Genomic DNA, 25,119 nt, shown 5'->3' on the forward strand with positions numbered 1-25,119 from the left:
CCCGATGTTGGTGAGCGTGACCGGCGGCACCGGGTTCGTCGGCATCCACTCGGTCGCGGAGACGGTCCGCCGAGGCCACCGGGTGCGCATGCTGGTCCGCGACCCGGCCGCCGCGGAACGGGCCCTCGGCCTGCTGGAGGTGGACCGGGGCAGCGTCGACCTGGTCGTCGGGGACGTGACCGACGAGGGCGACGCGGCCCGCGCGGTGCGCGGCGCCGACGCCGTCCTGCACGCGGCGGCCGTGTACTCCTTCGACAGCCGGCAGTACGCGGCGATGCGCCGGACCAACGAACGGGGAACCGAGACGGTGCTGGCCGCCGCCCGGCGGTCCGGCGCCGACCCGATCATCCACGTCTCCAGCATCGTCGCCCTGCTGCCCTCCGGGGGGCGCCCGCTCGCGGAGCACTCCCCGGTCGGCCGCCCCCGGGATCCGTACATGGCGACCAAGGCCGCCGCCGAGCACATCGCCCGCCGCCACCAGCGGGACGGCGCACCCGTGGTCATCAGCTACCCGCCCGCGCTGCTCGGCCCGCAGGACCCGGGGGCGGGCGACCAGAACGCCCGGCTGCGCAACGTGCTGCGCGGACTGATGCCGATCTGGCCGCTCGGCGGCTTCCCGGTCGGCGACGTCCGCGACACCGCGCGCCTGCACGGCCACCTGCTGACCGCGCCGAGGACGGGCCCGGCCCGGCACTTCGGCCCCGGCTTCCACCTGGACACCCGGCAGTACCTGCGGATCCTGCGCGAGGTCACCGGGCGGCGGCTGCCCGCGGCCTTCCTGCCCGCCCGCGCCATGCTGCCGGTCGGCGCACTCGTCTCCCTGGTCCAGCGCGGATGGCCCTGGCACATCCCCGCGGAGTTCGGCGCCGTCTACACCTGCGCCTGCGCCGCACCGGTCGACCCGGCCGCGAGCACCGGCGGGCTGACGCCGCGGCCGACCGCCGAGACCATGGCCGACACGGTGCGCTGGCTGCACCGGCAGGGGCGGCTGACCGACCACCAGGCCGGCCTCCTCGCGGAGGAGAAGGACCGCTGAGAACCGGCGGCCCCGGTGTGCGCTCCACCGCACACCGGGGCCGCCGTCATGCGTTCAGCCGGTGGACTCCTGGCGCGGGCGTCGGGCCCCGGCCCGCCCGCCGACCGTCAGCCGGGGCCGTCGGTGACCTCGGCGATCAGCAGGGCGACGTCGTCCTCGTCGTCCCGGTGGCGCAGGTCGGTCAGGAGGCGGTCGGCGGTGGCCTCCAGGGGGAGGGGCGGGCCGGTGAGGAGGTCGAGGAGGAGGTCCAGGCGGGCGTCGATGGGCTGGTCGCGGGTCTCGACGAGGCCGTCGGTGTACAGCAGGAGGCGGTCTCCGGTGCGCAGGGCGAGTTCGGTGGTGCGGAAGGCGACGCCGCCGACCCCGAGGGGCGCGCCGGTCGGCAGGGCGAGGAGTTCGGGCGGGCCGGTGGGTCGGAGGTGTACGGGGGGCAGGTGGCCGGCGAGGGCGATGCGGCACTGTTGCCGGTGCGGGTCGAAGACGGCGTAGACGCAGGTGGCGATGATGTCGTCGAGGCCGGCGGTGGTGCGGTCGAGGTGGTGGAGCACCTGGGCGGGGTCGAGGTCGAGGCCGGTCAGGGTGCAGGTGGCGGTGCGCAGCTGGCCCATGGTGGCCGCGGCGTTGATGCCGTGGCCCATGACATCCCCGACGACCAGTGCGGTTCGGTCGCCGCTGAGCGGGATGGCGTCGAACCAGTCGCCCCCGGCCTCGGAGGCGGCCGCGGCCGGCTGGTAGCGGTAGGCGATCTTCAGCCCGGCGGCGTGCGGTGGCAGGCGGGGGAGGAGGTGGCGCTGGAGCGTGAGGGCGGCGTTGCGCTGGCTCTGGTACCAGCGGGCGTTGTCGATGCAGACGGCGGCGCGGGCGGCCAGCTCGCCGGCCAGGATCACGTCGTCCTCGTCGAACGGCAGCGGGTTGTCGGTGCGTTTGAGGTCCAGGGCGCCGAGCACCTCTCCGCGGGCGGTCAGCGGTACGGCCAGGTAGGAGTGCAGGCCGGCCTCGGCGAGGAGGGCGGTGCCCGTTTCGTCGCGGGCGATGCGCGACAGGTCCGGTTCGCGGACGTGGGCGACGAGCACCGGGCGGCCGGTCCGTACGCTCCGGGTGACCAGGCGGTTGGCGTCGTACTTGGCGATCTCCCCGGGCGGGTCGGCGGCGCGGACGGCGGGGCCGGGGCGGGTGGCCGTGACGGCCAGGGCGCGGAAGGTCGCCGGGCCGGTGCCGGGCCCGGCGCTGGTGCGCGGTTCCAGGACGGAGTCGAGGACGTCCACGGCGGCGACGTCCGCGAGCTCCGGGACGACGAGGTCGGCCAGCTCCCGGGCGGTCCGGTCGAGGTCGAGGGTGGTGCCGATCCGGGTCGAGGCCTCGGCGATGAGGACCAGCCGCCGCTTGGTCTTCGCGGCCTCGGTGGCGGCGTGCCGGCTCTCGGTGACGTCCAGGACGGAGGTCGCCAGCCCGATCACCCGCCCGGCCGGGTCGTCCAGGCGGTAGTAGGACACCAGCCAGGCGTGGTCGTGCTGCGGGTCGGCGGGTGTGCGGCCGGTCGTGTAGTGGTCGAGCCGGGGCGTGCCGGTGGCCAGGACCCGGCGCATCACGTCCTCGACGTCGTCCGCGTCGAGGAAGGGCAGGGTCTCCCGGACGGTGCGGCCGATGTGGTGTTCGGCCGGCAGGCCGTTGATGCGTTCCAGCGCCGGGTTGACGAGGACGAACCGCAGTTCGGGGTCGAAGACGGCCAGACCGATCGGGGACTGCGCGACCAGCCGCACGGACAGGGCCAGATCACGTTCGACGCCGCGCAGGACGCCCGCGTCGGTGGCGAGCCCCAGGGCGTAGCGGCCGCCGTGCACGTCCTCCAGGCGCATGTTGCGGAACTCGATCAGCCGGGTGCCGCCGTCCTTGTGCCGCACGGGGAAGACCCCTGCCCACGGCCCGGCGCCGCCCATGACCTCGCCGAACAGGTCGAGGACCCGGCCGACGTCCTCCTCCCGTACGAGCAGCTTCGCCGCGTACCGGCCGAGCGCCTCCTCGGCGCTCCAGCCGAACAGGTCCTGCGCCTGCGGGCTCCACAGGACGATCCGCCCGTCGGCGTCGAGCACCGCCGCGGCGACGCCCAGCACGTCCAGCAGGCCGCCGGGCGCGGACGGCGTCACCTGCGGCGTTTCGGCGGAGCCGTCCATGCTCGGCCTCCTTCTGCCGGGTGCAGGCGGCGTGGCCGCTCCGGGGCCCGTGCGGTGGGGTTGCCTCCTATCGTCTCTCCGCACCGGCCCGCCCGGCAGCCTCGGGACGGGCCCGGGGCCCCGCCGGCTTACACGCCGGCGGTGGGCCGGCCTGCGGCGGGGCGGGGCCAGTGGTCGTGCAGGTGGTCGATGACGAAGTCGTGGCCGTGCCGCCAGCCGTCCGGGGTGTGGCTGGCGCCGGCCAGGTGGGGGTGCCCGGCGGGCAGGTCGTGGTGGACGTGGCCGAGGCTGGCGGGGTCGCGGCGCGGCCAGACGGCGGTGGCGGCGGCGGTGCCGGCCAGCGCGACGGCGCCGAGGACGAGCGCGGTCGCGGGCAGGCCCGCGCCGGCGGCGAGCCAGCCGGCGAGTGGGTAGGTGAGCAGCCAGCAGCCGTGGGAGAGGGAGAACTGGGCGGCGAAGGCGGCGGGGAGGTCGGCGTCGGCGGCGGAGCGGCGGATCACCCGGCCGCCGGGGGTGAGGACCGCGGAGGAGGCGGCGCCGATCGCGGCCCAGGCCGCCAGCAGCGCCGTCCAGGTCCAGGTGTTCGCGGTGGCCGCGGTGACGGCCGCGACGGCGGCGAGCACGAGCGGCAGGGCGTGGGCGGCGGCCAGCATGACGGCGCGGTCGCCGCGTCGTCGCAGCAGCCGGGGCAGCAGGAGCGCCGTGGCCATCGACCCGGCGCCGTACGCCCCGAGGGCGAAGGAGACGGCGCCCGCGCTCCGGTGGAAGTGGTCCTGGACGAGGACGACGGTGTTGACGAAGACGATGGCGCCGGCGGCGGCGACCGCGAGGTCCAGGGCGAGGAGGGCCCGCAGTCGGGGGGTGGCCAGGAACAGCCGGGTGCCGAAGGCGGCCTTGGCGTAGACCCCGCCGGTGCGCTCGACGGGTTTCGGCTTGGGCAGGACGGCGGAGACGACGAGGGCGGCCGAGGCGAGGAAGCCCGCCGCGGTGCCGGCGAACAGCCAGCCGGGGGAGACCACGGCCAGCAGGCCGGCGGCGAGCGCGGGGCTGAACAGGCTCTCCAGGTCGTAGGCGAGGCGGGACAGGGAGAGGGCGTCGGTGTAGTCGCGTTCGGCGGGCAGCACCTCGGGGATGGTGGCCTGGAAGGTGGGGGTGAACGCGGCGGAGGCGGCCTGGAGCAGGAAGATCAGGAGGTAGATCTGCCACACCTGGGTGACGAACGGCAGCGCGACGGCGACGCCGGCCCGGGTGAGGTCCATCGCGACCATGAGGGCCCGGCGGGGTATTCGCTCCGCGAGTGCGCCCGCCAGCGGGGCGATGGCGACGTAGGCGACCATCTTGATCGCCAGCGCGGTGCCGAGGACGGCGGAGGCGTCGTTCCCGGCGATCCGGTACGCGAGCAGGCTCAGCGCGACGGTGGCCAGTCCGGTTCCGACCAGGGCGACGACCTGGGCGGTGAACAGGTGGCGGTAGGTGCGGTTGCGCAGTACGGCGAGCATCGGGCCCGTCCCCGGTCGGTGGAGTGGAGGGACACCACCAGCGTAGCCAACATGTGCGTACTTGTGCACCCATGGGCGGGAAAGCAGGGCAGGGGAGGTCGGCCCGGACGGTCAGTCGTGCGGCGGCAGCGCGCGGATCTGGTGGTCGGCGACGCTCAGGGCCTCGTCCACGAGCCGGCGCAGGTGGCCGTGGCGCAGGGAGTACACCACCCGGCGGCCGTCCTTGCGGGTGGCGACCAGGCCGGCCAGCCGGAGCTTCGCCAGGTGCTGGCTGACCGAGGGGCGGGCCGCGCCGCTCACCTCGGTCAGGGTGGTGACGTCGGCCTCGCCCTCGCCGAGGCGCTGCAGGAGCGCGAGCCGGGTGCGGTCGGCGAGCAGGGCGAGAACACCGGCGGCGACCTCCAGCCGCTCGTCGGCCGGCTCCTGCGAACCGTGTGCACCTGCCAGGTGCGTGCTTACGCTCATGTGCACATCGTAGGGTCCGCGGCGGCGCCGGCCGACCGCGTGCGGTCCGGTCCTCAGCCGCTTCCCACGGAGGCCAGCCGGGCCCGGCGCCGGGCGGCGGCTTCGGTCGGGTCCAGGACCGGTACGGCGGCCAGCAGGCCCTTGGTGTAGGCGTGCTGGGGGGAGTCGTACACCGCGTCGGCGTCGCCCTGTTCCACGATCCTCGCAGACGATCAGCCGCGGCCGCGGTGCGAGCGCCCGGGCGATGCCGACCCGCTGCCGCTGCCCGCCGGAGAACTCGTGCGGGTAGCGGTGGTACGGCGGGCGACAGTGAGGCTTGGGGGGAGGGTGAGCAGCACCGCGCCCGCAGGAAGGGGCGACGCCCCGAGGCGGCGATCATCGCGAACGCGTCGGGACAGGCGGGTTCAGCGACAGAGGTTGTCGGAGACGCAGTGCGTGGCCACGCCGATCAGCGCCAGCTCGATGGCGGCGCACTCGGTCGGGTGACGGTCGGACATGCGGAGAAGACCGTATGACGGTCAGCGGAATGTCAAAGGCCCGACGGCACCCGCCGTACGTCAGTAGCATGAATCCGGCTTCGGGGGCGCTGCGAACAGGGCGCGGTTGAAGAGTCAGTGGCGATCCGTCAATGACCTGTGGCGAACGGATTGTTGGTGGCGTTGACGAGTAGAGGCTCGACTCAGGGCCGCGGGTGGCTCGGGCTGATCGCGGCCCTCGCCGCGCTGGTGGTCGTCGTGCTCGGGGCCCGGTACGCCGGCGAGAGCGAGCCCGGCGCGGTGGACGCGCGGATCGGAGCGGCGGTGGAGGGGGTGGAGTCGCCGTGGCGGCACGTCGCCCGGGCCGCGGACTTCCTGGGGGAGCCCGCGGGGGCGGCGGTGCTGGTCGGAGCCACGGTGGCGGGCTGCCTGCTGCTCCGGCGCCCTCGTGCGGCGGTGTTCGCCGTGGCCGGCGTCGGCCTGGCCGTGGGCGCGGCGACGCTGCTCAAGCACCTGGTGGGGCGCACCATCCACGGCGACAACCTGTCGTACCCGAGCGGGCACACGGCCTTCGCCACCGCGCTCGCCCTCGTGCTGGCACTGCTCGCGACCGGCCGGTTCGGCCGAGACCGAGACCGGCCCGGCCTCGGCGGGGCGGCCGGCACGCCGCTCGTGCTCGCCGCGGCGCTGGTCGCCGGCGCCGCCATGGGCTGGGCGCAGGTCGCGCTGGGCGCGCACTACCCGACCGACGTCCTCGGCGGCTGGTGCACCGCGCTGGCGGTGGTCCCGGCGACCGCGTGGCTGGTCGACCGGGTGGCCGACCGGCGCGCGCGCCACTGACGTCACACCCGCGTCACGCCAGGCGGCGGAACACCGGCTTCACCGCCCGCCCGCCCAGCCAGGGGGTGGGGTCGGCGGCGTCAAGTGCCTTCCGGTACACGGCACATGCCTGGGCCACCACGTCGACGGTGTGGTCGATGTCGGCGTCGTCGAGCGCGCTGCTCACCACGAAGGACGGGGCCAGGACCCCGCCCGCGAGGAGCCGGCGCAGGAACAGGGTGCGGTACTGCTGCGACGGCTGCCGGTTCCCGTCGAGGGTGGCGAAGACCAGGTTGCTGGCCCGGCCCCGGACGACGACGTGATCGCCGACGCCCATGCCGGCCGCGGCCTCGCGGACACCGGCGGCCAGGCGCTCGCCGAGGGCGTGCAGCCGCGCGGTGATGCCCTCCTCGACGTAGGTGGTGAGGACGGCCGTCGCGGCGGCCAGCGAGTGCGTCTCCGCGCCGTGCGTGGTGGACAGCAGGAACACCCGGTCGCCGGGGTGGCGAAGCCCGCCCCGCTCCATCAGCTCGCGGCGTCCGGCCAGTGCGGAGACGGCGAACCCGTTGCCCAGCGCCTTGCCGAAGGTGGAGAGGTCGGGGACGACGCCGTACAGGCCCTGGGCGCCCGCCTCGGACCAGCGCAGGCCGGTGATCATCTCGTCGAAGACCAGGACGCAGCCGTGCCGGTCGGCCAGCTCGCGCAGTCCGGCGAGGTACCCGGGCGGCGGCTCGGTGTGGCCGGCGGGTTCGAGGATCAGGCAGGCGACCTCGTCCCGGTACCGGGTGAGCAGTTCCTCCGTCGCCGCCAGGTCCCCGTAGGGGAACGCGACGGTGAGCTCGGTGGTCGCCGCCGGGATGCCGGCGGACATCGGCGTGGTGCCGATGAACCAGTCGTCGACGGAGAAGAACGGGTGGTCGCCGCAGATGGCCACCCGCGGGCGCCCGGTGACGGCGCGGGCGAGTCGTACCGCGGCGGTGGTGACGTCGGAGCCGTTCTTCGCGAACTTCACCATCTCGGCGGTCGGCACCGTGGCCAGGAAGCGCTCCGCGGCCTCGACCTCCACGATGGACGGCCGGACGAAGTTGCTGCCGCGGTCGAGTTCCCGCCGTACCGCCTCGACCACGCGCGGGTGGGCGTGGCCGAGGCTGACCGACCGCAGGCCGGAGCCGTACTCGACGTAGCGGTTGCCGTCGACGTCCCACACGTGGGCGCCGCGGCCGTGGCTGATGACCGGGGCCAGGTCCTCGGGGTACTGGTCGTCGCCCTTGGCGTAGGTGTGCGCGCCCCCGGGGATCAGGGCGTGCAGCCGCTCGTTCGCCGCCCGCGACCGGGGGAGGCTGAACTCTTCGTTGTCTCCGGTGTCTCCGGTGTCCATGCGGACCTCACTGCTCCTTCGGCTGCAGGGCCTCGGCGAGGCTCGGCGCCTCCCGGTCCCGCTTGGACATCGAGACGGCCGGCAGCGGCCAGGGGATGGCGAGCTCCGGGTCGTCGAAGGCGATCGTCACGTCCTCGGCGGGATCGTGCGGGCGGTCGATCAGGTACGAGACGTCGGTGGTCTCGGTCAGCGCCTGGAAGCCGTGCGCGCACCCCGCCGGGATGTACACGCTCGCCTGGGTCTCGCCGGACAGCTCGAAGTAGGCCTGGTTGCGGTAGGTCGGCGAGTCCGGCCGCAGGTCCACGAAGACGTCGAAGACCCTCCCGTACGAGCAGCGCACCAGCTTGGCCTCGCCGGCGCCGGAGCGCAGGTGCAGGCCGCGCAGCACGCCCCGGACGGAGCGGGACACGCTGTGCTGGACGAAGGCGTCCGGGTCGAGGCCCACCGAGCGGATCACGTCGGCGTCGAAGGTGCGGCAGAAGAAGCCGCGCTCGTCGGTGTACGGCGTCGGCTCGAACAGGTACGCGCCGGCGATCGCCGGGACGTGGGTCGCTTTCACGGGGTCTCCTGCAGGGCTTTGTCGGCCGCGGGGAAGAGGGCCGCGGTCAGGGCGGTGAACTGGTCGTCAAGGCGCCGGGCGGCGTCCAGGTTCCGCTCGGCGAGGGTCTGCCGCAGCTCGGCCGAGCGCTTCTCCAGCTCCCGGAACTGCTCGATCAGCCGGTCCGCGTCGACCTCGCGCGCCGGGTGGCAGTAGGCGCCCAGCCCCATCTGCGCCATGAGCGCGTCGCTCTTCGCCGCATAGCTCAGGGCGAGCGTCGGCGTGCCGACCTTCAGCGCGCAGACCAGGTTGTGGTAGCGGGTCGCCACCACGGCCTCGGCAGCCGCCGTCTCCTCCATCAGGTCGGCCAGCGAGGCCGTCGCGGCGGCGGTGACCAGCGGCGAGTCCACCGCGGCGAGGATCGCGTCGACCACCGTCGTGTCGGCCCCGTCACCGGTGAGCAGTCGGACCGGCCTGCCGTCCTCGACCAGCGCGCGGACGAAGCGGGTCGTCCCGTCGAGGTAGCGCCGGTGGATCTCCTCGGCCCGGGCGCGGTCGTCGTTGCCGCCGTGGAAGTCCATGACGCCGACGCAGACCGGGCCGGGAGAAACCGGGGGCGCGCTCGCGGGCGGCGTCGGCAGGGCGAAGGCGAGGTCCGGGTGGACCTCGTCGCGCGCGGTGTCCACGCCCATCGCCCGCATCGCCTCGCGGGACAGCTCGTCCCGGTACGACCGGTACGCGGCCAGCCGCGCCGACCAGCGCACCAGGGCCCGGGTCGGCCGGTCGGCGATCGGGGCGGCGCCGACGCCGACCAGCGCCACCCGGGTGCCGAACAGCCGGCCGGAGGCGCAGAGCAGGAACAGCGCGTACGGGAAGCCCCAGGGCCGCAGCGGCAGGGTGGCCTCCAGGACGCCCATGCCCGGCACGATCACCACGTCGTGCCGGCGCACCCAGGCGGCGGTGCGGACGGCGTCGACGAGTTTGCCCAGGCCCTTGGCCGCGATGGCGCCCGCCCGCGAGGCGGTCCGGTACTCCCCGCGGTACCAGTGCAGCCGGGTCGTGGGGATCCGGTAGCGGGCCGTGACGACCTCCGGCCCGCCGCACAGCGCGTCCACGGCCGCGGTCGGGTGCACGGCACGGAGGTAGCCGAGCACGGCTTCGAGCGACCCGTCGTTGCCGAGGTTGCCGGAGCCGAGCAGGCCGAACACCCCGACGCGCGCCGGGCGTTGGGGGGTCATGCCTGCCTCCCCTCGCGCCCGGCCACGAGGTCGTCGACGTTGACCGTGCGCGAGGCCGGCTCGACCGGGGCGCGGTCCTCGACCCGCTCGCCGGCGCCCGGGCGCAGCCGGCTGGTCATCCAGGAGACCAGGTGGCGGTTGCAGGCGCTGCGGTCGGCGGAGGAGAGCGGGGCCCGGCAGATCGCCGAGGCGAAGCCCAGGACGTACTCGGCGAGCAGCCGGGGCGTCGGGTGCAGCAGGCCCGCCCGGCGCGGGTCCAGGTTGACGCACCGGGAGCGCTTGGAGGGGTTCGCCCGCTCGGCGCGGGTGGGGTGGTCGCGGCGGAAGTACAGCAGCTCCGGTACTTGATGGAAGCGCCCGTGCAGGGTGATCTCGGCGACGAAGGTGCGGTCCGCGTGGTGGTAGCTGTCGTGCGGCTTCACCCGACGCAGCACGTCGGCCCGCATCACCCCGTAGAAGTCGTCGCCACCGGGCTCGAACAGCAGGCTGCGAAAGCGCACCGGGGCGGACGGCGAGTCGGTGGCGAGCCCGTACTCGTAGGGCACCTTCACTTGGCCGGTCTCGTCGATGACGGCCTGGCCGGAGTGGGCGAGGATCACGTCCGGCCGCTCGTCGAGTGCCTCCACGCAGCGCAGCAGCAGGTCCCGGGCGTACAGGTCGTCGTGCGAGGCCCACTTGAACAGCTCGCCGCGGCACTGGGTGAACACGTAGTTGTGGTTCGGCGCGGCGCCGATGTTCCGGGACAGCCGCAGGTACCGGATCCGCGAGTCCTTCTCGGCGTACCGTCGGCAGATGTCCTGGGTCGCGTCGGTCGAGGCGTTGTCGGAGATGACCAGCTCGAAGTCCTCGTAGGTCTGGCCGAGCAGGGCGTCGAGCGACTCGGCGAGGTACTCCTCGCCGTTGTACACGGGCAGGCCGATGCTCAGCCGGGGATGGGCGGTCATGACGTCCTCATTTCCGGGACTTCGGGGACTTCGGGGTCGTGCCGGTGTTCGCGCAGGGCGGCCCGCAGCTGCAGCCACCACACGGCCGAGCCGCTGACGGTCGCGGCGGCGACGCCCCAGGCCGAGCCGGCCGTGCCGGCCAGGGCGGCCCCGCCGAGCCCGCCGCCGAGGTAGCAGGCGGAGGCGAACAGCTGGCAGCGCAGGCTGCGCCGGGCCGCGGCGAGCGCGCGCAGCCCGGCCGCCGCGCCGCTGCCCAGGCCGGCGCCCGCGACGCCGAGGGTGGCCGGCAGGATGAGCGCCGAGGCGGAGTGCCAGACGTCGCCCAGGACGAGCTCGCCGGCCCGGTCCGGCATCAGCAGCAGCGCCGCCCCCCACAGCAGCGCGGCGACGGCCTGCCCGCCGCCCAGCTGGAGGCAGAACCTGCCGAGCCGCTGCGGTGCCTGCCGCAGCACCCGGGCCGCCTCCGCGACGGTGACCAGCGACAGCCCCATCAGCAGGGCGAGGAACGGGCCGAGCAGCAGCTCGGCGCCCCGGACCGCCCCCACCGCGCCGACCCCGGCGATCGCGCCGAGCCCGTACGCCCGCAGCTGGCTCGCGCCGCTGAGGCTGACGTTCTCGACCAGGTACCGGTAGCCGAGGTCGCGCTGCTCGCGGAGCCACCCGCGGGCCTGCGAGACCCGGGGCCGGAGGCCGGACTGGACGAAGCCGTACCCGGCGGCCACGGCGGCGGACGCGCCCCAGGCCAGCACGAAGGCGGCCACGCTGCCCACCCGGGCCGCCACCAGCATGGCCGGGACGAGCGCGACGCCCTGCGTGAGATCGTTGGCGAACGCCTTGCGCCCGGCGCCGGCGGCGAAGAACGCGAACCGCCAGGAGTCCTGGAGCAGCAGCGCCGGCAGCGCGACGCCGAGGCCGGCGAACGCCGGCCCGACCCGGCCGCCGAGGCCGAGCCCGACCAGCAGGCACACCGCGCCGAGGGCGGTGCCGACGCCGAGCGCGGCGCCCGTCGACCGGGCCGTTGCTGCTCGCCAGGGTGCCTCCGGCACGCCGCTGAAGCGCACCATGAGCGGGTCGGTGGCCAGCCCGCGGGCGACGTTGAGCACCACGCCGTAGGTCAGCCAGGCCAGGCTGAACACGCCGAACGCGGTGACCCCCAGCTCGCGGGCCACGTAGATGCCCACCGCGAAGTTGGTCATGCTGGAGACCGCCTGGTCGGCCAGCCCCCAGGACAGCCGGCCGGCGACGCCCCGCTTGGCCGGTGCCGCCGCGGCCGGTGCCACCGCGGCCGGGGCCGGTGTCGTCGTCTTCTCCTCCTCGGTGGTCATCGGCGTCAGGCCTTGACCAGTCCGGCGCCGTGCAGGGCGTCGGCCGCGGCGGCGACCGTGTCGAACGGCAGCCCGGACCGCTCGGCGACGTCCAGCAGACTGTGCTCGCCGTCGGAGAGGCTGAGCACCCAGAGCATGGCCAGCTGCGCCTGCTTGGCGTCGCTGCGGCCGCCGAGCGAGTCGTACAGCCCGCGCCGCCCCAACTGCGGTTCGCCGTAGGGGCTGAGGTTGAGGTACCGCCGGTTGCGGTCGAGGACGTCGAAGGCCTCGCGGCAGACGGCGAGCGTGTCCGCCATCGCCTCGGGCGAGACGAAGTCCGGGTTGTCCGCCGAGGTGTGGTACTCGGGGTACCCGGCGTACGGGGTGCGGCTGAGCGAGCCGACGCCGAGGTCGAACCCGGGTGAGCAGTACTGCCGCTCGTCGTAGCCGTACGGAGTGAACTCGGCGATGTGGTGCGGCCGTTCGGAGGTGCGCAGGACGTGCCGCAGCACCCGGTCGATCTCCGCGTCGCCGCGCCTGCTCTGCTTGTACGTCAGCCGGCCCCGGTCGCCGGCGCAGGCCAGCACCAGCCCGTGCCTGACCCGCTCGATCCGTTCCGCGTTGCGGGCCAGCCAGGTGATCGCCCCGATGGTGCCGGGCGCGAAGATGAACCGGTAGGTGTAGTAGGGAGTGTGCTGCGCCAGTGCCCGCGCCAGGAACACCGCCACCGCGATGCCCGCCAGGTTGTCGTTGGCCAGCGACGGGTGGCAGACGTGGCAGGAGACGATCACCTCGTCGGGGACCTGCCCGGGGACGACGTGCTCGGCGTAGGTGAGGTGGCCGTCCGCGAGCGTGGAGTCGATGCGCACCTCGTAGTCGCCCTCGGGCAGCCCGTCCAGGGTCTCCTGGGCCAGGCAGAACCCCCAGTCGGCCGTGTAGTAGCTGGTGCGGTACGGCACCCAGGTGGGGTGGTCCGGCAGGGTGTGCAGGTGTGCGCGCAGCTCGGCCAGCGGCATGGTCGCCGCCACCGGCACGCTGTAGCCGAGCACGTGCAGGCTGGAGGCGGCGAAGTCGACGACCCGGTGGCCGGTGGCGTCGGCGATGTACGCGTCCCGGATGTTCCACTCCTGCGGCACCGTCCAGTCGAGCACCTGCGTCCCGGTCGGTACCTCGTGCACCTGCAGCGGAACGTACTCGCCGACGATCTCCAGGGTGGCGCGCACGCCGTCGCCGGTGATGCTCCGGCACAGCGGGTACAGCCGCTCCACCAGCGCGTGCATCTCCTCGCCGACCGCGGTCACCGGCGCCACCGCAGGGTGTCGTCGACGGCGCCGGCCTCGGTCGCCGCGCGCAGCACGGCGAGCCGGGTGAAGCGCCGTTCGAAGGCGTCCCGGGTCAGCCCGAACTCCCGGTAGGCGTCGGCGAGTTCGAGTGCGCCCTGTTTCACCGTCCACTCGCAGTCGAAGCCGGGCAGCGCGGCGCGGAACCTGGCGAAGTCGACCCGGTACGACCGCGGATCGGCGCCGTTCTCCCCGGTGATCCGCACCTTCGCGCCGGACACCGCCTCGGCGACCTGCTCGGCGATCTCGGCGACGGTGACGTTGTTGACCTCGCTGCCGATGTTGAACGCCCGGTCGTGCACCGCCTCCCGCGGGGCGGTCAGCGCGGCCGCGAAGGCCCGGGCGATGTCGGCGGCGTGCACCAGCGGGCGCCAGGGGGTGCCGTCGGAGAGCACCAGCACCTCGCCGGAGAGCAGCGCGTGGCCCACCAGGTTGTTCAGCACGATGTCGGCGCGCAGCCGGGGCGAGTAGCCGAAGGCGGTGGCGTTGCGCATGTACACCGGGCTGAAGTCGTCGTCGGCCAGCGCGTTCAGGTCGTCCTCCACCCGCACCTTGGACTCCGCGTACGGCGTCACCGGGCGCAGCGGGGCGTCCTCGGTCACCAGCTCGTCGCCGCCGGCGGCGCCGTACACCGAGCAGGTCGACGCGTACAGGAAGCGCCGCACTCCGGCGTCGCGGGCCAGCCGGGCCAGCCGGACGGAGGCGTGGTGGTTGATGTCGTAGGTGAGGTCCGGCGCCAGCGAGCCCAGCGGGTCGTTGGACAGCGCGGCCAGGTGGATCACGGCGTCCATCCCGGCCACGTGCTCGGCCGTGACGTCGCGCAGGTCCACCCGCCGCCCGGGCGGGTCCGCGGGTGTCGGGCCGAGGAGGCAGTCCGCGAACAGGCCGGCGTCCAGCCCGACGACGTCGTGCCCGGCGGCCGCGAGGACCGGGGCCATCACGGTGCCCAGGTAGCCCTGGTGTCCGGTCAGCAGTACGCGCATGGGTCAACCCCCCAGGTTGATGACGAGTTTGGTGGCGGAGAAGGCCTCGGCGTAGCGCGCGTGGCATTCGATGCCGCGGATGCGGGCCAGCCCGAGGAAGGCCTCCCGGTCGTACCAGGGCCGGTGCCGCTGCGAGGGGTAGTGCTCCTGCAGCAGCCGCACCTTCTCCTCGGCGGCCTCCGGCGACAGCGGCTGGTACGCCGTCGGGCGGCCGAGGTCGCCGTCCCACTTGACGATCTCGTAGCCGAGCACCAGGTGGTCGCGGAACGCGGTGGTCACCAGCTCCGCCAGGCCGCGGTGGTCCTGGTGCGCGTCCTCGGTGCGCGGCGCGAGCAGCAGGTCCGGGTCGGTCTGCGCGCGCAGTTCCTCGACCGCGGCCTTGGCCTCGTCCCAGTGCGCGGGCAGCCGGCCGTCCGGCAGCTTGTGCACGGTCAGGCGCAGGTCGGCGCCCGGGCAGAAGGCGGCGAGCGCGGCCCGCTCCTCCTGCTCCCGCTCGCTGCCGCCGCCGGAGAGCACCAGCGCGTCGACGCGCAGGCCCGGCCGCGCGCGGCACAGCGTCAGCAGTGTGCCGCCGGCGCCGATGGCGATGTCGTCGCAGTGCGCGCCCACCGCGACGATCCGGTCCAGGCGTCCGGCCCCGAGCCGGATCACGCGGTCCTCACCCCGGAGCCGGTCGCCCCCGTGCCGTCCTTCTCCCACACCGCCCACGGGCGGTCGCCCCGGGCGTAGCCGGCGTCGAGCGCGGCCCGCTCCTTCACGGTGTCGGTCGGCTTCCAGAAGCCGCGGTGCTGGTGCGCCACCAGCCGTCCGCGCTTGGCCAGTTGGGCGCATCCGTCGGCGACCAGGTCGCCGTTCTCCGGGATGTGGTCGAAGACCTCCTGGCGGAGCACGAAGTAGCCGCCGTTCTCCCACAGCGGCATGTCGCTGACCGCGGTGATGCCCCCCACCAGGCCGTCCTCGCCCAGGTCCACGCAGTGGAAGGAGGACTGCGGCGGCACCACCATCATCGACGCACCGGCGTCGCGCTCGGCGAACCGGTCGATCATCTCCGGCAGCGGGGCGTCGGTGAGCACGTCGGCGTAGTTGGCCAGGAACATCTCGTCGCCGTCCAGGTGGTGGCGCACCCGGCGCAGCCGCTCGCCGATCGGCGACTCGATGCCGGTCTGCGCGAAGGTGATCGTCCAGGAGGCGATGTCGGTGGACAGCAGCTCGGTCCGCCCGCCCCGCAGCACGAAGTCGTTGGACGTCGTCTCCTCGTAGTTGAGGAAGAAGTCCTTGATGTGGTGGGCCCCGTAGCCGAGGCACAGGATGAACTCGGTGTGCCCGAAGTACGCGTAGTAGCGCATGACGTGCCAGATCAGCGGCCGCGGGCCGACCATCGCCATCGGCTTGGGCACGTCGTCGGAGGCTCCGCTGCGCATCCGCAGCCCGTAACCGCCGCAGAACAGGACGACCTTCACGGCTTCACCTCGACAATGCTCAGTTCCGGGATGGGAAAGACCAGCCGACCGCCCCACTCGTGCACGAAGGACAACTGCTCGACCAGCTCGGCCCGCAGGTTCCACGGGAGGACGAGGACGTAGTCCGGCCGGTCCACGCCGATCTGCTCGGGCGCCAGGATCGGGATGCGGGTGCCCGGGGTGAACCTGCCGTGCTTGTACGGGTTGCGGTCGACGGTGTACGGGAGCAGGTCGGGCCGGATGCCGCAGTGGTTGAGCAGGGTGTTCCCCTTGCCCGGGGCGCCGTAGCCGACGACCGTCTCGCCGCGCTCCGCCGCCTCGATGAGGAAGCGCAGGAGGTCCCGGCGCACCTTGGCCACCCGGGCGGAGAACTCGGTGTACCCGGACAGCTCCTGCAGCCCGGCGGCCTTCTCCCGGGCCAGCACGTCGGCCACCCGCTGCGTCGGCTCGCCGGCCGCCTCGGCCGGCCGGGCCCACAGCCGGATGGAGCCGCCGTGCGTGGGCAGCAACTCGACGTCCACGAGCGCGAGTCCGCCGCTCGCCAGCGCCCGGATCGCGGACGCGACCGTGTAGTACTGGAAGTGCTCGTGGTAGATCGTGTCGTACTGGTTCTCCTCGATCAGGGTCAGCAGGTGCTGCACCTCGACGGAGACCCAGCCGTCGTCGGCGACCAGGGCGCGCAGCCCCCGGGTGAAGCCGACCACGTCGGGGATGTGCGCGTACACGTTGTTGGCCACGACCAGGTCCGCCGGGCCGTGCTCGGCGCGCACCTCCGAGCCGGTGGCCGGGTCCAGGAACGCCGTGAGCGTGGGCACACCCGCCTCCCGCGCCGCGGCGCCGACGTTCACCGACGGTTCGATGCCGAGGCAGCGGATCCCCCGGTCCACCACGTGCCTGAGCAGGTACCCGTCGTTGCTCGCGACCTCGACCACGAAGGCGTCCGGGCCCAGGCCCAGCCGCCCCACGGCGTCGGCGACGAAGGTGCGGGCGTGCTCCACCCAGGAGGTCGAGTAGGAGGAGAAGTACGCGTACTGCGTGAACGTCTCCTCCGGCGTGATCAGCGGGGGGATCTGCGCGAGCCAGCAGTCGGTGCAGACCCGCAGGTGCAGCGGGTACGCGGGCTCCGGCAGGTCCAGTCGGTCCGCGGCGAGGAAGCTCTCGCACGGCGGGGTCGCCCCCAGGTCGACGACGCTCCCCATCGCCGTCGAGCCGCACAGTCGGCATCGTGGCATCTACTTGCCCCCATTTCTGCCCGCGCGGGTGCCCCGCCGCGAGCCAGCGTTTCCGTTCGCCACCGGCGGCGCGCCGTCCGCGCCGCCGGACCGCCCCGCGATCGCGGTGCGGTACCCCTCCACCAGGCGCTCCAGGCCGACGGCCGGGCTGAACCCCTGCTCGTACCGGCGCCGGGAGGCCCGGCCCATCTCCCGGTTGCGGTCCGGCTCGGCCGTGATCCGGCGCAGGCAGGCCGCGAGCGAGGCCGCGTCGCCCGGCCGGTGCAGCAGCCCGGTCCGCCCGTCCTCGACGAGTTCGACGAAGGCGCCGTGACCGGCGGCGACGGCCGGGACGCCGGCCGCCATCGCCTCCACGACCACCAGGCCGAACGCCTCCAGCCACGTCGAGGGAGCCACCACGGCGACCGCCCGGGCGACGGCCTGCCGGCACTGCGCCTGGTCGTACAGGCCGACGTGGCGTACGTCCGCGCGGCCCGCCGCCCAGGCGGACACCTCCCGCTCCAGCGGCCCCGCGCCGGCGATCACCAGCGGCACGCCCACCCCGCCGTCGGCGGCGAGCTCGTCCCACGCGGCCATCAGCAGCCGCACCCCCTTGGCCTCCGCGAGCCGGCCGAGGTAGAGCAGGTGCTCGCCGGCGCCCGTCCGGCAGGCGCCCGGCTCGGGCACGAAGTTGTGCTTCACCGCCAGCCGCTCGGGCGGCAGGCCGGCCCGCACCAGGACGTCGCGCTGCGCCGCCGAGATGCAGAAGAACCGCTCCACGCCGGACCACCACCGCCGCCGGTTGACCGCCAGGCTGACCGCGAGCGGCACCGTCGCCAGCCGGGAGTTGCGGTAGCAGCCGTGCCGGACGGCGGGCAGCGGTGCCCGTCCGACGCACTCGGTGCACGGCCGGCCGTCCCGCTGCAGCGTGCCCGGCGGGCAGACCTGGGTGTAGTTGTGCAGCGTGGCGACGGCGGGCACGCCCGCGTCGGCGCAGGCGGCCAGCACCGCGGGCGACAGCAGCGGGAAGACGTTGTGGACGTGCACCACGTCCGGCCGCTCGGTGCGCAGCCGGGCGGCGAGCTCGGTCCGGACCGCCGGGTTCCACGGCACCAGCAGCGGCACCGCCACCTTGCCCGGCAGGGACCGGGCGGCGATGTCGTCGCTGCGCCGCTCGAACAGCTCGACCCGGTGGCCGGCCTCGCGCAGCAGCTCCACCTCCTGGTCGACGACCTTGTTCTCCCCGCTCGGCTGCGCCGAGGCGTAGCGGTTGTGCACCACGAGGATGCGCATGGTCAGGTCACCTCCTGTTGCGGTACGCGTCGTCGAGGGACGTCGGGCAGTGGCGGGGGAGCGTCCGCGGCGGGCGTCACCAGCAGCGAGGCGGCCACGGTCAGGTGCAGCAGGTACGGCGAGGCGTCGCCCAGCCCGGCCTCGGTGTACGACGCGATCGCGCAGTAGCTGATCAGGAAGATCGCGCAGGCCCTCGACAGCGACGGCGGCCGCAGCAGCGCGACGCCGCCCAGCACGAGGATGATCGCCGCCACGAGGGCGACGCCGGCCAGGCCCTGCTCGTTGTAGACGGCCAGCCAGCTGTTGTCGATCGGCAGCCCGCCGAACGACTTGTCGCCCAGGCCCGCGCCGAACAGCTGCTCGGTGGTCGTCCGGGGTGCTGCCAGCAGGGCGTCCCAGACCTTGGCCCGGCCGGTGAGGTTGGAGAAGTTCTCCTGGGTCTGCCCGCGCAGGAACCACGCCTGCAGCAGGGAGCTCAACCCCACCGCGGCCACCGTGGCGACCAGCACCGACCAGGTGAAGAACCGGCGGGCGGCGGCGCTGGTCAGGACGAGCGAGCCGATCGCCAGCAGCAAGCCGATGAGCAGGCCGAGGGTGGCCGTCCGGGTGTGGGTCAGGGCGAGCAGGAGGAGCGACGGCACGATGACCACCGCCGCGCTGACCCGGTCGGTCCGGCGGCCCAGCAGGAGCAGCACGGTGAGCCCGATGATCACCGCGGCGTACTGTCCGATCTGCGGCGGGGTGAGCGGCCACAGCGCGCCGACCAGCCGCCCGCCGTAGAGCTCGGGCATGGCCGCGCCCGGGGAGATGGCCAGGCCGGCGGCCACCGACACGAGCACCGCGAAGTACAGCCGGATGTGGTGCCGGACGAACCCGTGGCCGCCGTCCCACCAGCGGCTCAGCAGCCACAGCGTGCCGACGAACAGCGAGAGCCGGAAGCAGCGGAACAGCGCGCCGAACCCGGACACCAGGTGCGCGCTGGAGATCACGCTCAGCACCAGCAGCAGGGTGAGCAGGAACAGGTGGGCGCTGGCCCGCACGCGCAGCCGGAGGTTGAGGACCAGCGCCAGCGCGAACGCGGAGACCAGCGCGCCCATGGTGGCCATCTGGATGAGGGAGCGGGGCAGCGGGACGATGGTCTGCGCCCCGGCGGAGCCGAGGGTGTTGAGGATCAGCAGCCCCCAGACCACCCCGACGGTCTTCGGCTGGTACGTCGGCTCCCGGTCCACCTCAACCACCGGCCTGCGGCTGGAGGGTGCTGCCCGCGTCCTGCTGGTACGGCGCGCCCTGCCACTGCGCGAAGTCGAGCGTCAGGCTCGGGTCGTGGGCGACGAAGCTCCACGGGCCGAGGTAGACGTTGTCGTGCCAGCGGTTCTGCTGCTTCTCGGTGACCGCCTCGGCCACCGGGTCCCCCTTGTACGGCGACCAGTCCGGATAGGTGCCGTAGTTGGCCAGCACCGCCATCCGGCCGCACTTCACCGTGCAGCCGACGACGGAGGCGTCCAGCGTGAAGCGGTTGTCGTGGATGTCCACCCGCTGGGTCTTCCACCGGCAGTCGGTGTACAGCGGATCGCTGGTGATCGTCGGCTGGGCGCAGCGCGCGGTGTCCTTCACCAGCAACGTGCAGGCACCGGAGGAGGTGTTGGCCGGGCTGTTGCAGAACCGGTCGGCGTTCTCCCACAGGGTGATCCCGGACCAGTTGTCCTCCAGCACGTTCCGGTAGATCTCGATCCGGTCCGTGCGGGCCGGCACCCGCGGCTCGCCGCCGGACTCGGACAGGTAGACGGTCGGATAGGGGAAGTTGTCGCCGCGCTCGGCGGATCTGCGGCCCTCGACCCAGTTGTTCCGCCGGATCGTGTTGTTCCGGATGACGGCGTTGTAGCTGGTCTCGTAGATCAGCGCGGCACCGTCGTTGGCCTCCAGCACGTTGTCCTCGATGCGGAAGTCGTTGTTGTTGGTGTCCGCCCACAGCCCGGTCCCGCGGTTGTCGTGCACCCAGTTGCCGCGTACGTCGGCGCCGTTGACGGCCCAGAACTTGACGCCCCCGGTGCAGCCGCAGCCCGGCTGCCGCTGCTCCCACCCGTCGGTGTTGTTGGCCGTGATCTCGTTGCCCTCGACCAGCAGATCGTCGACGGGGGCCCCTTCCTTGTAGGCGTTCATGCCGTACTGTCCGTTGCCGCGCAGGCAGTCGGCGCGGACCCGCTGGTGGGCACCGGCCATCAGCCCGGCGCCGGAGTTGTTCTGGATCGTCGCGTCCTCGATCACCCACCCGTCGGCCGAGTCGTGGTTGACCACGCCCTCGTTCTGCGGCGCGACGAAGCCCTGCACGGTCAGGTAGCGGATGGTCACGTTGCCGGCGGCGCCGCCGAATGCGTACTGGTTGGTCCGCTGGCCGTCGAGCACCGCGCCCGGCGCGCCGAGGTAGCTGTCCCCCTCCTTGGGGACGACCTGGGCGTACCGGTCCGATTCGAGCCGGTGCGTCCCCGGGCGGAGCCAGAAGGTGGTGTTCGGGGGGCTGTCCTTGGTCTTCGCCGCGAGGTCGCCGACCACCGTGGGGTCGACCGGCACCGCGCCCGTCGGCGCCGTCGCCGGCCCGGGCGCGGGCGCGGCGCACACCCGGGCCACGGCCACGGGCGTGGACGGCGCACCGGTCGGCTCCGCCGGGGCGTCCGATGTGCTCGTACAGCCGGTCGCCAGCAGGGCCAGTGCCAGCGCCGCCGCCCCCCAGTACCGCCTCGTGATCCCCACCCGCCCCTCCTAACCCTGGAACCTGAGCACGGTGGTGAACCCCTCGCCGCCGTCGGCGAAGCCGCTGCCGACCAGCGTGGTGGCGGGCTCCTTGCGTCCGAAGCCGGCGGAGTACCAGCCCAGCGGCGGGTCGGTCTCGCCGCGGTGCGCCCGCCAGGACAGCTGCCCGGCCAGGTCGAGGACGGCGGAGCGCTCCTCGCCGTCCCTGGTCCAGGTGAGCACGGCCCGGTTCCCCGTCAGGTCCGCGGTGATCGCCGGGCCGAGGTGGAAGGCCAGGCGCACGGCCCGGCGCGGGCCGCGCACCTCGTCGACCACCCGCAGCTCCCGGCTCGCGGCGGTCAGCTCCACCCGGCGGCGGTGCACCGAGCCCTGGTAGCCGTCGTGTTCGGCGCACCAGCGGGCCACCCCCGTGCTGGAGGTGTCCGCGACCAGGACGCGGCTGCGGGCGTGCCTGGTCCACAGGAACGGGCCGCCGGAGACGGACTGGTCACCGCCGTCCACCTGGAGGGTGTTGTGGCCGAGGGTCGACCGGAAGTACTGCCGCCACTCGGGCTGCCCGTGGTAGCAGAACGTCCCCGGGTCGGCGAGCACGTCGACCCCGTCGTGCCGGACCTCCACGGACAGCGCGTCCGCGTGGGCGTGCGCGGCGATGGACAGGAACCCGTGCGGCCCTCCGTCGCAGCGGCACCAGATCCCGTCCGGACCGCGCAGGATCGTCAGGCCCGCGTCGGCGAAGTGGGCCCGCCGGCTCGCCGGGCGGGTCACCGCCGGTGTCGTCCCGGGCTTCCCGTACGGCCGCAGGAGCGCGGCCAGCAGCGGGGTGCGCACATCGGTGCCGGTCACCGCCGGCCACCAGGGGAGCCGGCCGAACACCGCGCCGCCGGTGGCCAGCAGCGAGGCCCAGCGGTCGGTGCCCGCGCCGTCCACGACCAGACCGTGCCCGTCGTCCGCGTCCCCCTGGCGCGGCGGCCGCAGGCGGTCGTCCACGACGGCCGCGAGCGCGTCGGTCATCCGCAGCAGGACCAGCCGGACGGTCGCGGGGACGGGCACGGCGGCGGCGTCCGCCTCGGCCACCGCGGCCAGGCCGAGCTCCAGGACGAGTCCGTGGTACTCGGTGGCCAGCTCGCGGTTGAGGCCGGACGGGAAGGTGTTGCCGCGCAGGTGCCGTTCCAGCGACCGCAGCGCGCCGGAGCGCCACCGCGCCGAGGAGGGGAACCACCCGAACGCGCAGGCCGCGGCGAACTGCCCGGCGGCCTCCGCGATGACGTGGTTGTTCGCCGAGGACCCCCGGCTGGGGAAGGCGGCCAGCCAGCGCTGGTGGTGCCAGATCTGCTGCAGCGCCACCGGGTTGCCCTCGAACAGGGCGGTCGCGCCCGGCCAGCCGTCCAGCAGCCGGCGGATCCACACCCAGGACAGCAGCCGGATGCCCAACTCGATGCCGCTGATCCAGTGCACGCCGCGCAGCGGCGGGTTGGCCGCCCACCACGACCGCAGGTGCTCGGCCACCCGCTCGGCGTACCGCTCGTTCCCGGTGATCGCGTAGGCGGCGGCGAGCACGGTCAGGTACTGGTGCCGGGACGGCTCCCAGATCTGCTTGATGTCCCCGACCTCGTCCTCGTCGCGGTACGGCACGTCGAAGGCGTAGCCGTCGGGCGCCCGGCGCCCGGTCCTCGGGTCGCGCCACCAGTCCGGGGCGGCCAGGTCGGCGCGGTCGACCCCGAAGAACTCGGCGTGCCCGTCCATCAACCGGTCCGCCTCGGCGACGAGGCGTTTCGCGGCGTCCGCCGGCACCGCGGCGATCGTTCCGGCGGGCAGCACCGCGGTGAACCGGGCGCCGGTCACGCCCGGGCCGGGCGGCGGCGCCGAGCGCCACCGCCGCCTGCGCACCGCGTCGCCCACCCGGCCGCCGACCTCCCGCGGTCCCATCCGGGACAGCCGCCGCAGGTACCAGCCCGCGCTCATGGTCATCGCGCCGCCCTCGCCAACGTCACCGGCGCGCCGCCGGCCAGGCCGGCCTGCACGGCGAGGGTGGCCGCCGTGGTGGCGACCAGCGACTCCAGCGGCACCGGCATCGGCCCGCCGGTCCGTACGGCCTTGACGAACGCGGCCAACTCGGCGGACTGTCCCTTGTCCCGGGCCTTGGGCAGCCGCGAGCTGACCCACCGCCTGCGGCCGGCCGTGCCGTCGAAGTACACCGAGGCGCGGACGAAGTCGTCCAGCTTCAGCACCTTGCCGTCCGCGACGAGGTCCAGCGTCTCCTTGGGGAAGCTGCCCGGGCCGCTGGTGACGTAGCTGAGGGTGGCGGTGGAGCCGTCCGGGTAGCGCAGCACGACCTGGAGGTCCTCGTTGCCGGCGGCGGCGACCGCGTACACCGAGACCGGGTCGGACCCCAGCAGCCAGCTCGCCGTGTCGACGAAGTGCCCGCCCTCGCCGGCGAACCGCGAGCCCTCGGTGCCCTGTTGGAGGTACCAGCTGCCGTGCTGCAGCCGGCCCGCGTTGACCAGGTACCGCAGGCTCGCCGGCCCGGTCCGGGCGCCGAACCGCGCCCTGGCCTCCCGCAGCAGCGGCGCGAACCGGCGGTTGAAGCCCACCTGCAAGCGGTCGTTGCCGGACTCCTCCACCGCCGCGAGCACGCCGGCCAGCTCGTCCTCGGTGAGGGCCAGCGGCTTCTCCACGAACACCGCCTTGCCGGCCAGCAGCGCCTGCCGGGTCAGTTCGGCGTGGGAGCTGTGCCGGGTGACCACGAACACCGCGTCGATCGACTCGTCGCCGAGCACGGCGTCGAGATCGGTGGTCGCCCGGCCGAAGCCGAACTTGCGCTGCGCGTTGGCCCCGGACAGCGCCGTGGTGGTGACGACGGTGGACAGCTCGACGCCGTCGCGCTGTGCCAGGTGCGGCAGCAGCATCGACGTCGCGTAGTTGCCCGCGCCGACGAAGGCCAGCCGCACCGGCGTCCCCGCGGATCGGGCGCGCACGGGCCGGGCCGGGGTGGCCTGCTGGTCGCGTCGTACGGCGGGCACCGCCACCGTCGGGGCCTGCGCCCCGCCCTCGCCCTCGGCCTCGGGGTAGCGGAACAGCACCGCCACGGCCTTCAACTCGCCGTCCTTCAGGCGCCGGTACGTCTCGACGGCGTCGTCGAAGGCGGCGATGTGGGAGACCAGCGGCTCCACGTCGACGCGGCCGCGGGCGAGGAGGTCGAGGAAGCACGCCAGGTTGCGGCGCTCCGTCCAGCGCACGTAGCCGATCGGGTAGTCCCGCCCCGCCAGCTCGTACTCCGGGTCGTAGCGCCCGGGGCCGTACGAGCGGGAGAACCGGACGTCGAGCTCCTTCTCGTAGTACGCGTTCCACGGCAGGTCCAGCCGGCACTTGCCGATGTCGACGACCCGGCCGCGGTCCCTTGCCAAGTGGGCGGCCAGCTCGACGGGTTGGTTGCTGCCGCCGCCGGCGGCCAGGTACACCTGGTCCACGCCGTGACCGCCGGTCAGCTCGGCGACGGCGGCCTCCACGGCCGCGGACCCGGGATCGCCGCAGGCCACGGCGCCCAGCCGCGCGGCCAGTTCGCAGCGCGCCGGGTCGGGGTCGGCGCCGACGACGCGCACCCCCGCGGCGGTGAGCAGCTGCACCACCAGCTGCCCGATCAGCCCGAGGCCGATGACCAGCGCCACCTCGCCGAGCTGCGGCTCGCCCTGGCGGACGCCCTGCAGCGCGATCGACCCGACGGTGCCGAAGGCCGCGTGCCGGGGAGCGAGGCCGTCCGGCACCGGCGTGTAGAGGTTCTTGGGCACCCAGTTCAACTCGGCGTGCAGCGCGTGCTCGTTGCCGGCGCAGGCCACCAGGTCGCCGACCTTCACGTCGTCGACCCCGGCGCCGACCTGCTCGACCACCCCGCACAGCGAGTAGCCCAGCGGCGTGTAGGAGTCCAGCTTGCCCATCACCTTGCGGTAGGTGGCGGGCAGCCCGTTGGTGGCCACGCTCTGCATGACCTTGGCCACCTGGTCCGGCCGGGAGCGCGCCTTGCCCAGCATCGACATGCCGGCCTCGGACACCTTCATCAGCTCGGTCCCGGTGGAGATCAGCGAGTAGACGGTGCGGACCAGCACCCCGCCCGGCTTGCAGCCCGGCACCGGCACGTCGAGCACCGCCAGCTCGCCGCTCTTGTAGTTCTGCACGACCTGTTTCACCGGAAGTCCCCTTGTTCCTCGGCGGTAATCAGCGG

At 74.2% G+C, this 25,119-nt stretch carries 21 protein-coding genes and 1 pseudogene; 2 read left to right on the plus strand and 20 right to left on the minus strand.

Going from position 1 to position 25,119, the window contains the following annotated elements:
* Nucleotides 1–4: 4 nt before the first annotated feature.
* Nucleotides 5–1,036 carry an NAD-dependent epimerase/dehydratase family protein gene (locus OP86_RS01355; RefSeq protein WP_033330582.1) on the plus strand — a complete coding sequence of 344 codons (1,032 nt, stop codon included), beginning with the start codon at nucleotides 5–7 and terminating at the stop codon, nucleotides 1,034–1,036.
* A 107-nt stretch (nucleotides 1,037–1,143) separates the two neighbouring features.
* Here OP86_RS01355 and OP86_RS01360 read toward each other — a convergent pair whose 3' ends face one another.
* The 5 genes and pseudogenes from OP86_RS01360 to OP86_RS38980 all read right to left on the minus strand — a co-directional run bounded on the left by OP86_RS01360 (nucleotide 1,144) and on the right by OP86_RS38980 (nucleotide 5,668).
* Entirely contained in the window at nucleotides 1,144–3,207 is a 2,064-nt protein-coding gene (locus OP86_RS01360; RefSeq protein ID WP_030057306.1) for a SpoIIE family protein phosphatase, read from the minus strand.
* Between the two features lie 128 nt (nucleotides 3,208–3,335).
* Entirely contained in the window at nucleotides 3,336–4,706 is a 1,371-nt protein-coding gene (locus tag OP86_RS01365) for an MFS transporter (protein ID WP_033330584.1), read from the minus strand.
* A gap of 111 nt (nucleotides 4,707–4,817) precedes the next feature.
* Nucleotides 4,818–5,171, minus strand: coding sequence for an ArsR/SmtB family transcription factor (locus OP86_RS01370; RefSeq protein WP_033330586.1), 354 nt, complete (start codon nucleotides 5,169–5,171; stop codon nucleotides 4,818–4,820).
* 53 nt (nucleotides 5,172–5,224) lie between these two features.
* Nucleotides 5,225–5,468: pseudogene (locus OP86_RS34445) on the minus strand (ABC transporter ATP-binding protein); the annotation flags it as partial.
* A gap of 107 nt (nucleotides 5,469–5,575) precedes the next feature.
* Nucleotides 5,576–5,668 carry an Ms4533A family Cys-rich leader peptide gene (locus tag OP86_RS38980; protein WP_342447777.1) on the minus strand — a complete coding sequence of 31 codons (93 nt, stop codon included), beginning with the start codon at nucleotides 5,666–5,668 and terminating at the stop codon, nucleotides 5,576–5,578.
* A 156-nt stretch (nucleotides 5,669–5,824) separates the two neighbouring features.
* Between OP86_RS38980 and OP86_RS01375 the strand changes: the two genes are divergently transcribed.
* On the plus strand, nucleotides 5,825–6,487 hold the full coding sequence (locus tag OP86_RS01375; protein ID WP_030057310.1) for a phosphatase PAP2 family protein: 663 nt from the start codon (nucleotides 5,825–5,827) through the stop codon (nucleotides 6,485–6,487).
* Between the two features lie 13 nt (nucleotides 6,488–6,500).
* On the opposite strand, the gene OP86_RS01380 is transcribed toward OP86_RS01375, so the two are convergent.
* From OP86_RS01380 to OP86_RS01450, 15 genes are read right to left on the minus strand one after another with little or no spacing between them, the layout of a single operon-like run.
* Complete coding sequence (locus OP86_RS01380) at nucleotides 6,501–7,844, minus strand: glutamate-1-semialdehyde 2,1-aminomutase (protein ID WP_030057311.1); 1,344 nt, start codon at nucleotides 7,842–7,844, stop codon at nucleotides 6,501–6,503.
* Between the two features lie 7 nt (nucleotides 7,845–7,851).
* Nucleotides 7,852–8,403, minus strand: coding sequence for a dTDP-4-dehydrorhamnose 3,5-epimerase family protein (locus OP86_RS01385; RefSeq protein WP_030057312.1), 552 nt, complete (start codon nucleotides 8,401–8,403; stop codon nucleotides 7,852–7,854).
* Entirely contained in the window at nucleotides 8,400–9,620 is a 1,221-nt protein-coding gene (locus OP86_RS01390) for a polysaccharide pyruvyl transferase family protein (protein ID WP_030057313.1), read from the minus strand. The genes OP86_RS01385 and OP86_RS01390 overlap by 4 nt, the downstream gene beginning before the upstream one ends.
* On the minus strand, nucleotides 9,617–10,564 hold the full coding sequence (locus OP86_RS01395; protein ID WP_030057314.1) for a glycosyltransferase family 2 protein: 948 nt from the start codon (nucleotides 10,562–10,564) through the stop codon (nucleotides 9,617–9,619). The genes OP86_RS01390 and OP86_RS01395 overlap by 4 nt, the downstream gene beginning before the upstream one ends.
* Entirely contained in the window at nucleotides 10,561–11,889 is a 1,329-nt protein-coding gene (locus OP86_RS01400) for an MATE family efflux transporter (protein WP_033330588.1), read from the minus strand. The genes OP86_RS01395 and OP86_RS01400 overlap by 4 nt, the downstream gene beginning before the upstream one ends.
* 5 nt (nucleotides 11,890–11,894) lie before the next feature.
* A complete protein-coding gene (locus tag OP86_RS01405) occupies nucleotides 11,895–13,178 on the minus strand; it encodes a DUF4910 domain-containing protein (protein ID WP_030057316.1) in 1,284 nt (427 codons plus the stop codon).
* Entirely contained in the window at nucleotides 13,166–14,191 is a 1,026-nt protein-coding gene (locus OP86_RS01410; RefSeq protein ID WP_030057317.1) for an NAD-dependent epimerase/dehydratase family protein, read from the minus strand. Before OP86_RS01410 ends, OP86_RS01405 begins: the two co-directional genes overlap by 13 nt.
* 3 nt (nucleotides 14,192–14,194) lie before the next feature.
* The gene (locus OP86_RS01415) at nucleotides 14,195–14,842 is read right to left on the minus strand and encodes a PIG-L deacetylase family protein (RefSeq protein ID WP_030057318.1); all 648 of its coding nucleotides are present in this window, start codon (nucleotides 14,840–14,842) and stop codon (nucleotides 14,195–14,197) included.
* Nucleotides 14,839–15,651, minus strand: coding sequence for a glycosyltransferase family protein (locus tag OP86_RS01420; protein ID WP_030057319.1), 813 nt, complete (start codon nucleotides 15,649–15,651; stop codon nucleotides 14,839–14,841). Before OP86_RS01420 ends, OP86_RS01415 begins: the two co-directional genes overlap by 4 nt.
* Nucleotides 15,648–16,883 carry a class I SAM-dependent methyltransferase gene (locus OP86_RS01425; protein WP_030057320.1) on the minus strand — a complete coding sequence of 412 codons (1,236 nt, stop codon included), beginning with the start codon at nucleotides 16,881–16,883 and terminating at the stop codon, nucleotides 15,648–15,650. Before OP86_RS01425 ends, OP86_RS01420 begins: the two co-directional genes overlap by 4 nt.
* Complete coding sequence (locus tag OP86_RS01430; RefSeq protein WP_033330591.1) at nucleotides 16,884–18,155, minus strand: glycosyltransferase; 1,272 nt, start codon at nucleotides 18,153–18,155, stop codon at nucleotides 16,884–16,886.
* Between the two features lie 2 nt (nucleotides 18,156–18,157).
* On the minus strand, nucleotides 18,158–19,393 hold the full coding sequence (locus tag OP86_RS01435; RefSeq protein ID WP_051829535.1) for a hypothetical protein: 1,236 nt from the start codon (nucleotides 19,391–19,393) through the stop codon (nucleotides 18,158–18,160).
* Nucleotides 19,386–20,903, minus strand: a complete 1,518-nt coding sequence (locus OP86_RS01440) for a right-handed parallel beta-helix repeat-containing protein (RefSeq protein WP_030057324.1) — start codon at nucleotides 20,901–20,903, stop codon at nucleotides 19,386–19,388. Before OP86_RS01440 ends, OP86_RS01435 begins: the two co-directional genes overlap by 8 nt.
* 9 nt (nucleotides 20,904–20,912) lie before the next feature.
* Nucleotides 20,913–22,871 carry an alginate lyase family protein gene (locus tag OP86_RS01445; RefSeq protein WP_030057325.1) on the minus strand — a complete coding sequence of 653 codons (1,959 nt, stop codon included), beginning with the start codon at nucleotides 22,869–22,871 and terminating at the stop codon, nucleotides 20,913–20,915.
* On the minus strand, nucleotides 22,868–25,084 hold the full coding sequence (locus OP86_RS01450) for a bi-domain-containing oxidoreductase (RefSeq protein ID WP_030057326.1): 2,217 nt from the start codon (nucleotides 25,082–25,084) through the stop codon (nucleotides 22,868–22,870). Before OP86_RS01450 ends, OP86_RS01445 begins: the two co-directional genes overlap by 4 nt.
* Nucleotides 25,085–25,119 lie beyond the last annotated feature (35 nt).

Source organism: Streptomyces novaecaesareae (genome assembly GCF_000716875.1).
Classification (GTDB): Bacteria; Actinomycetota; Actinomycetes; order Streptomycetales; family Streptomycetaceae; genus Kitasatospora; species Kitasatospora novaecaesareae.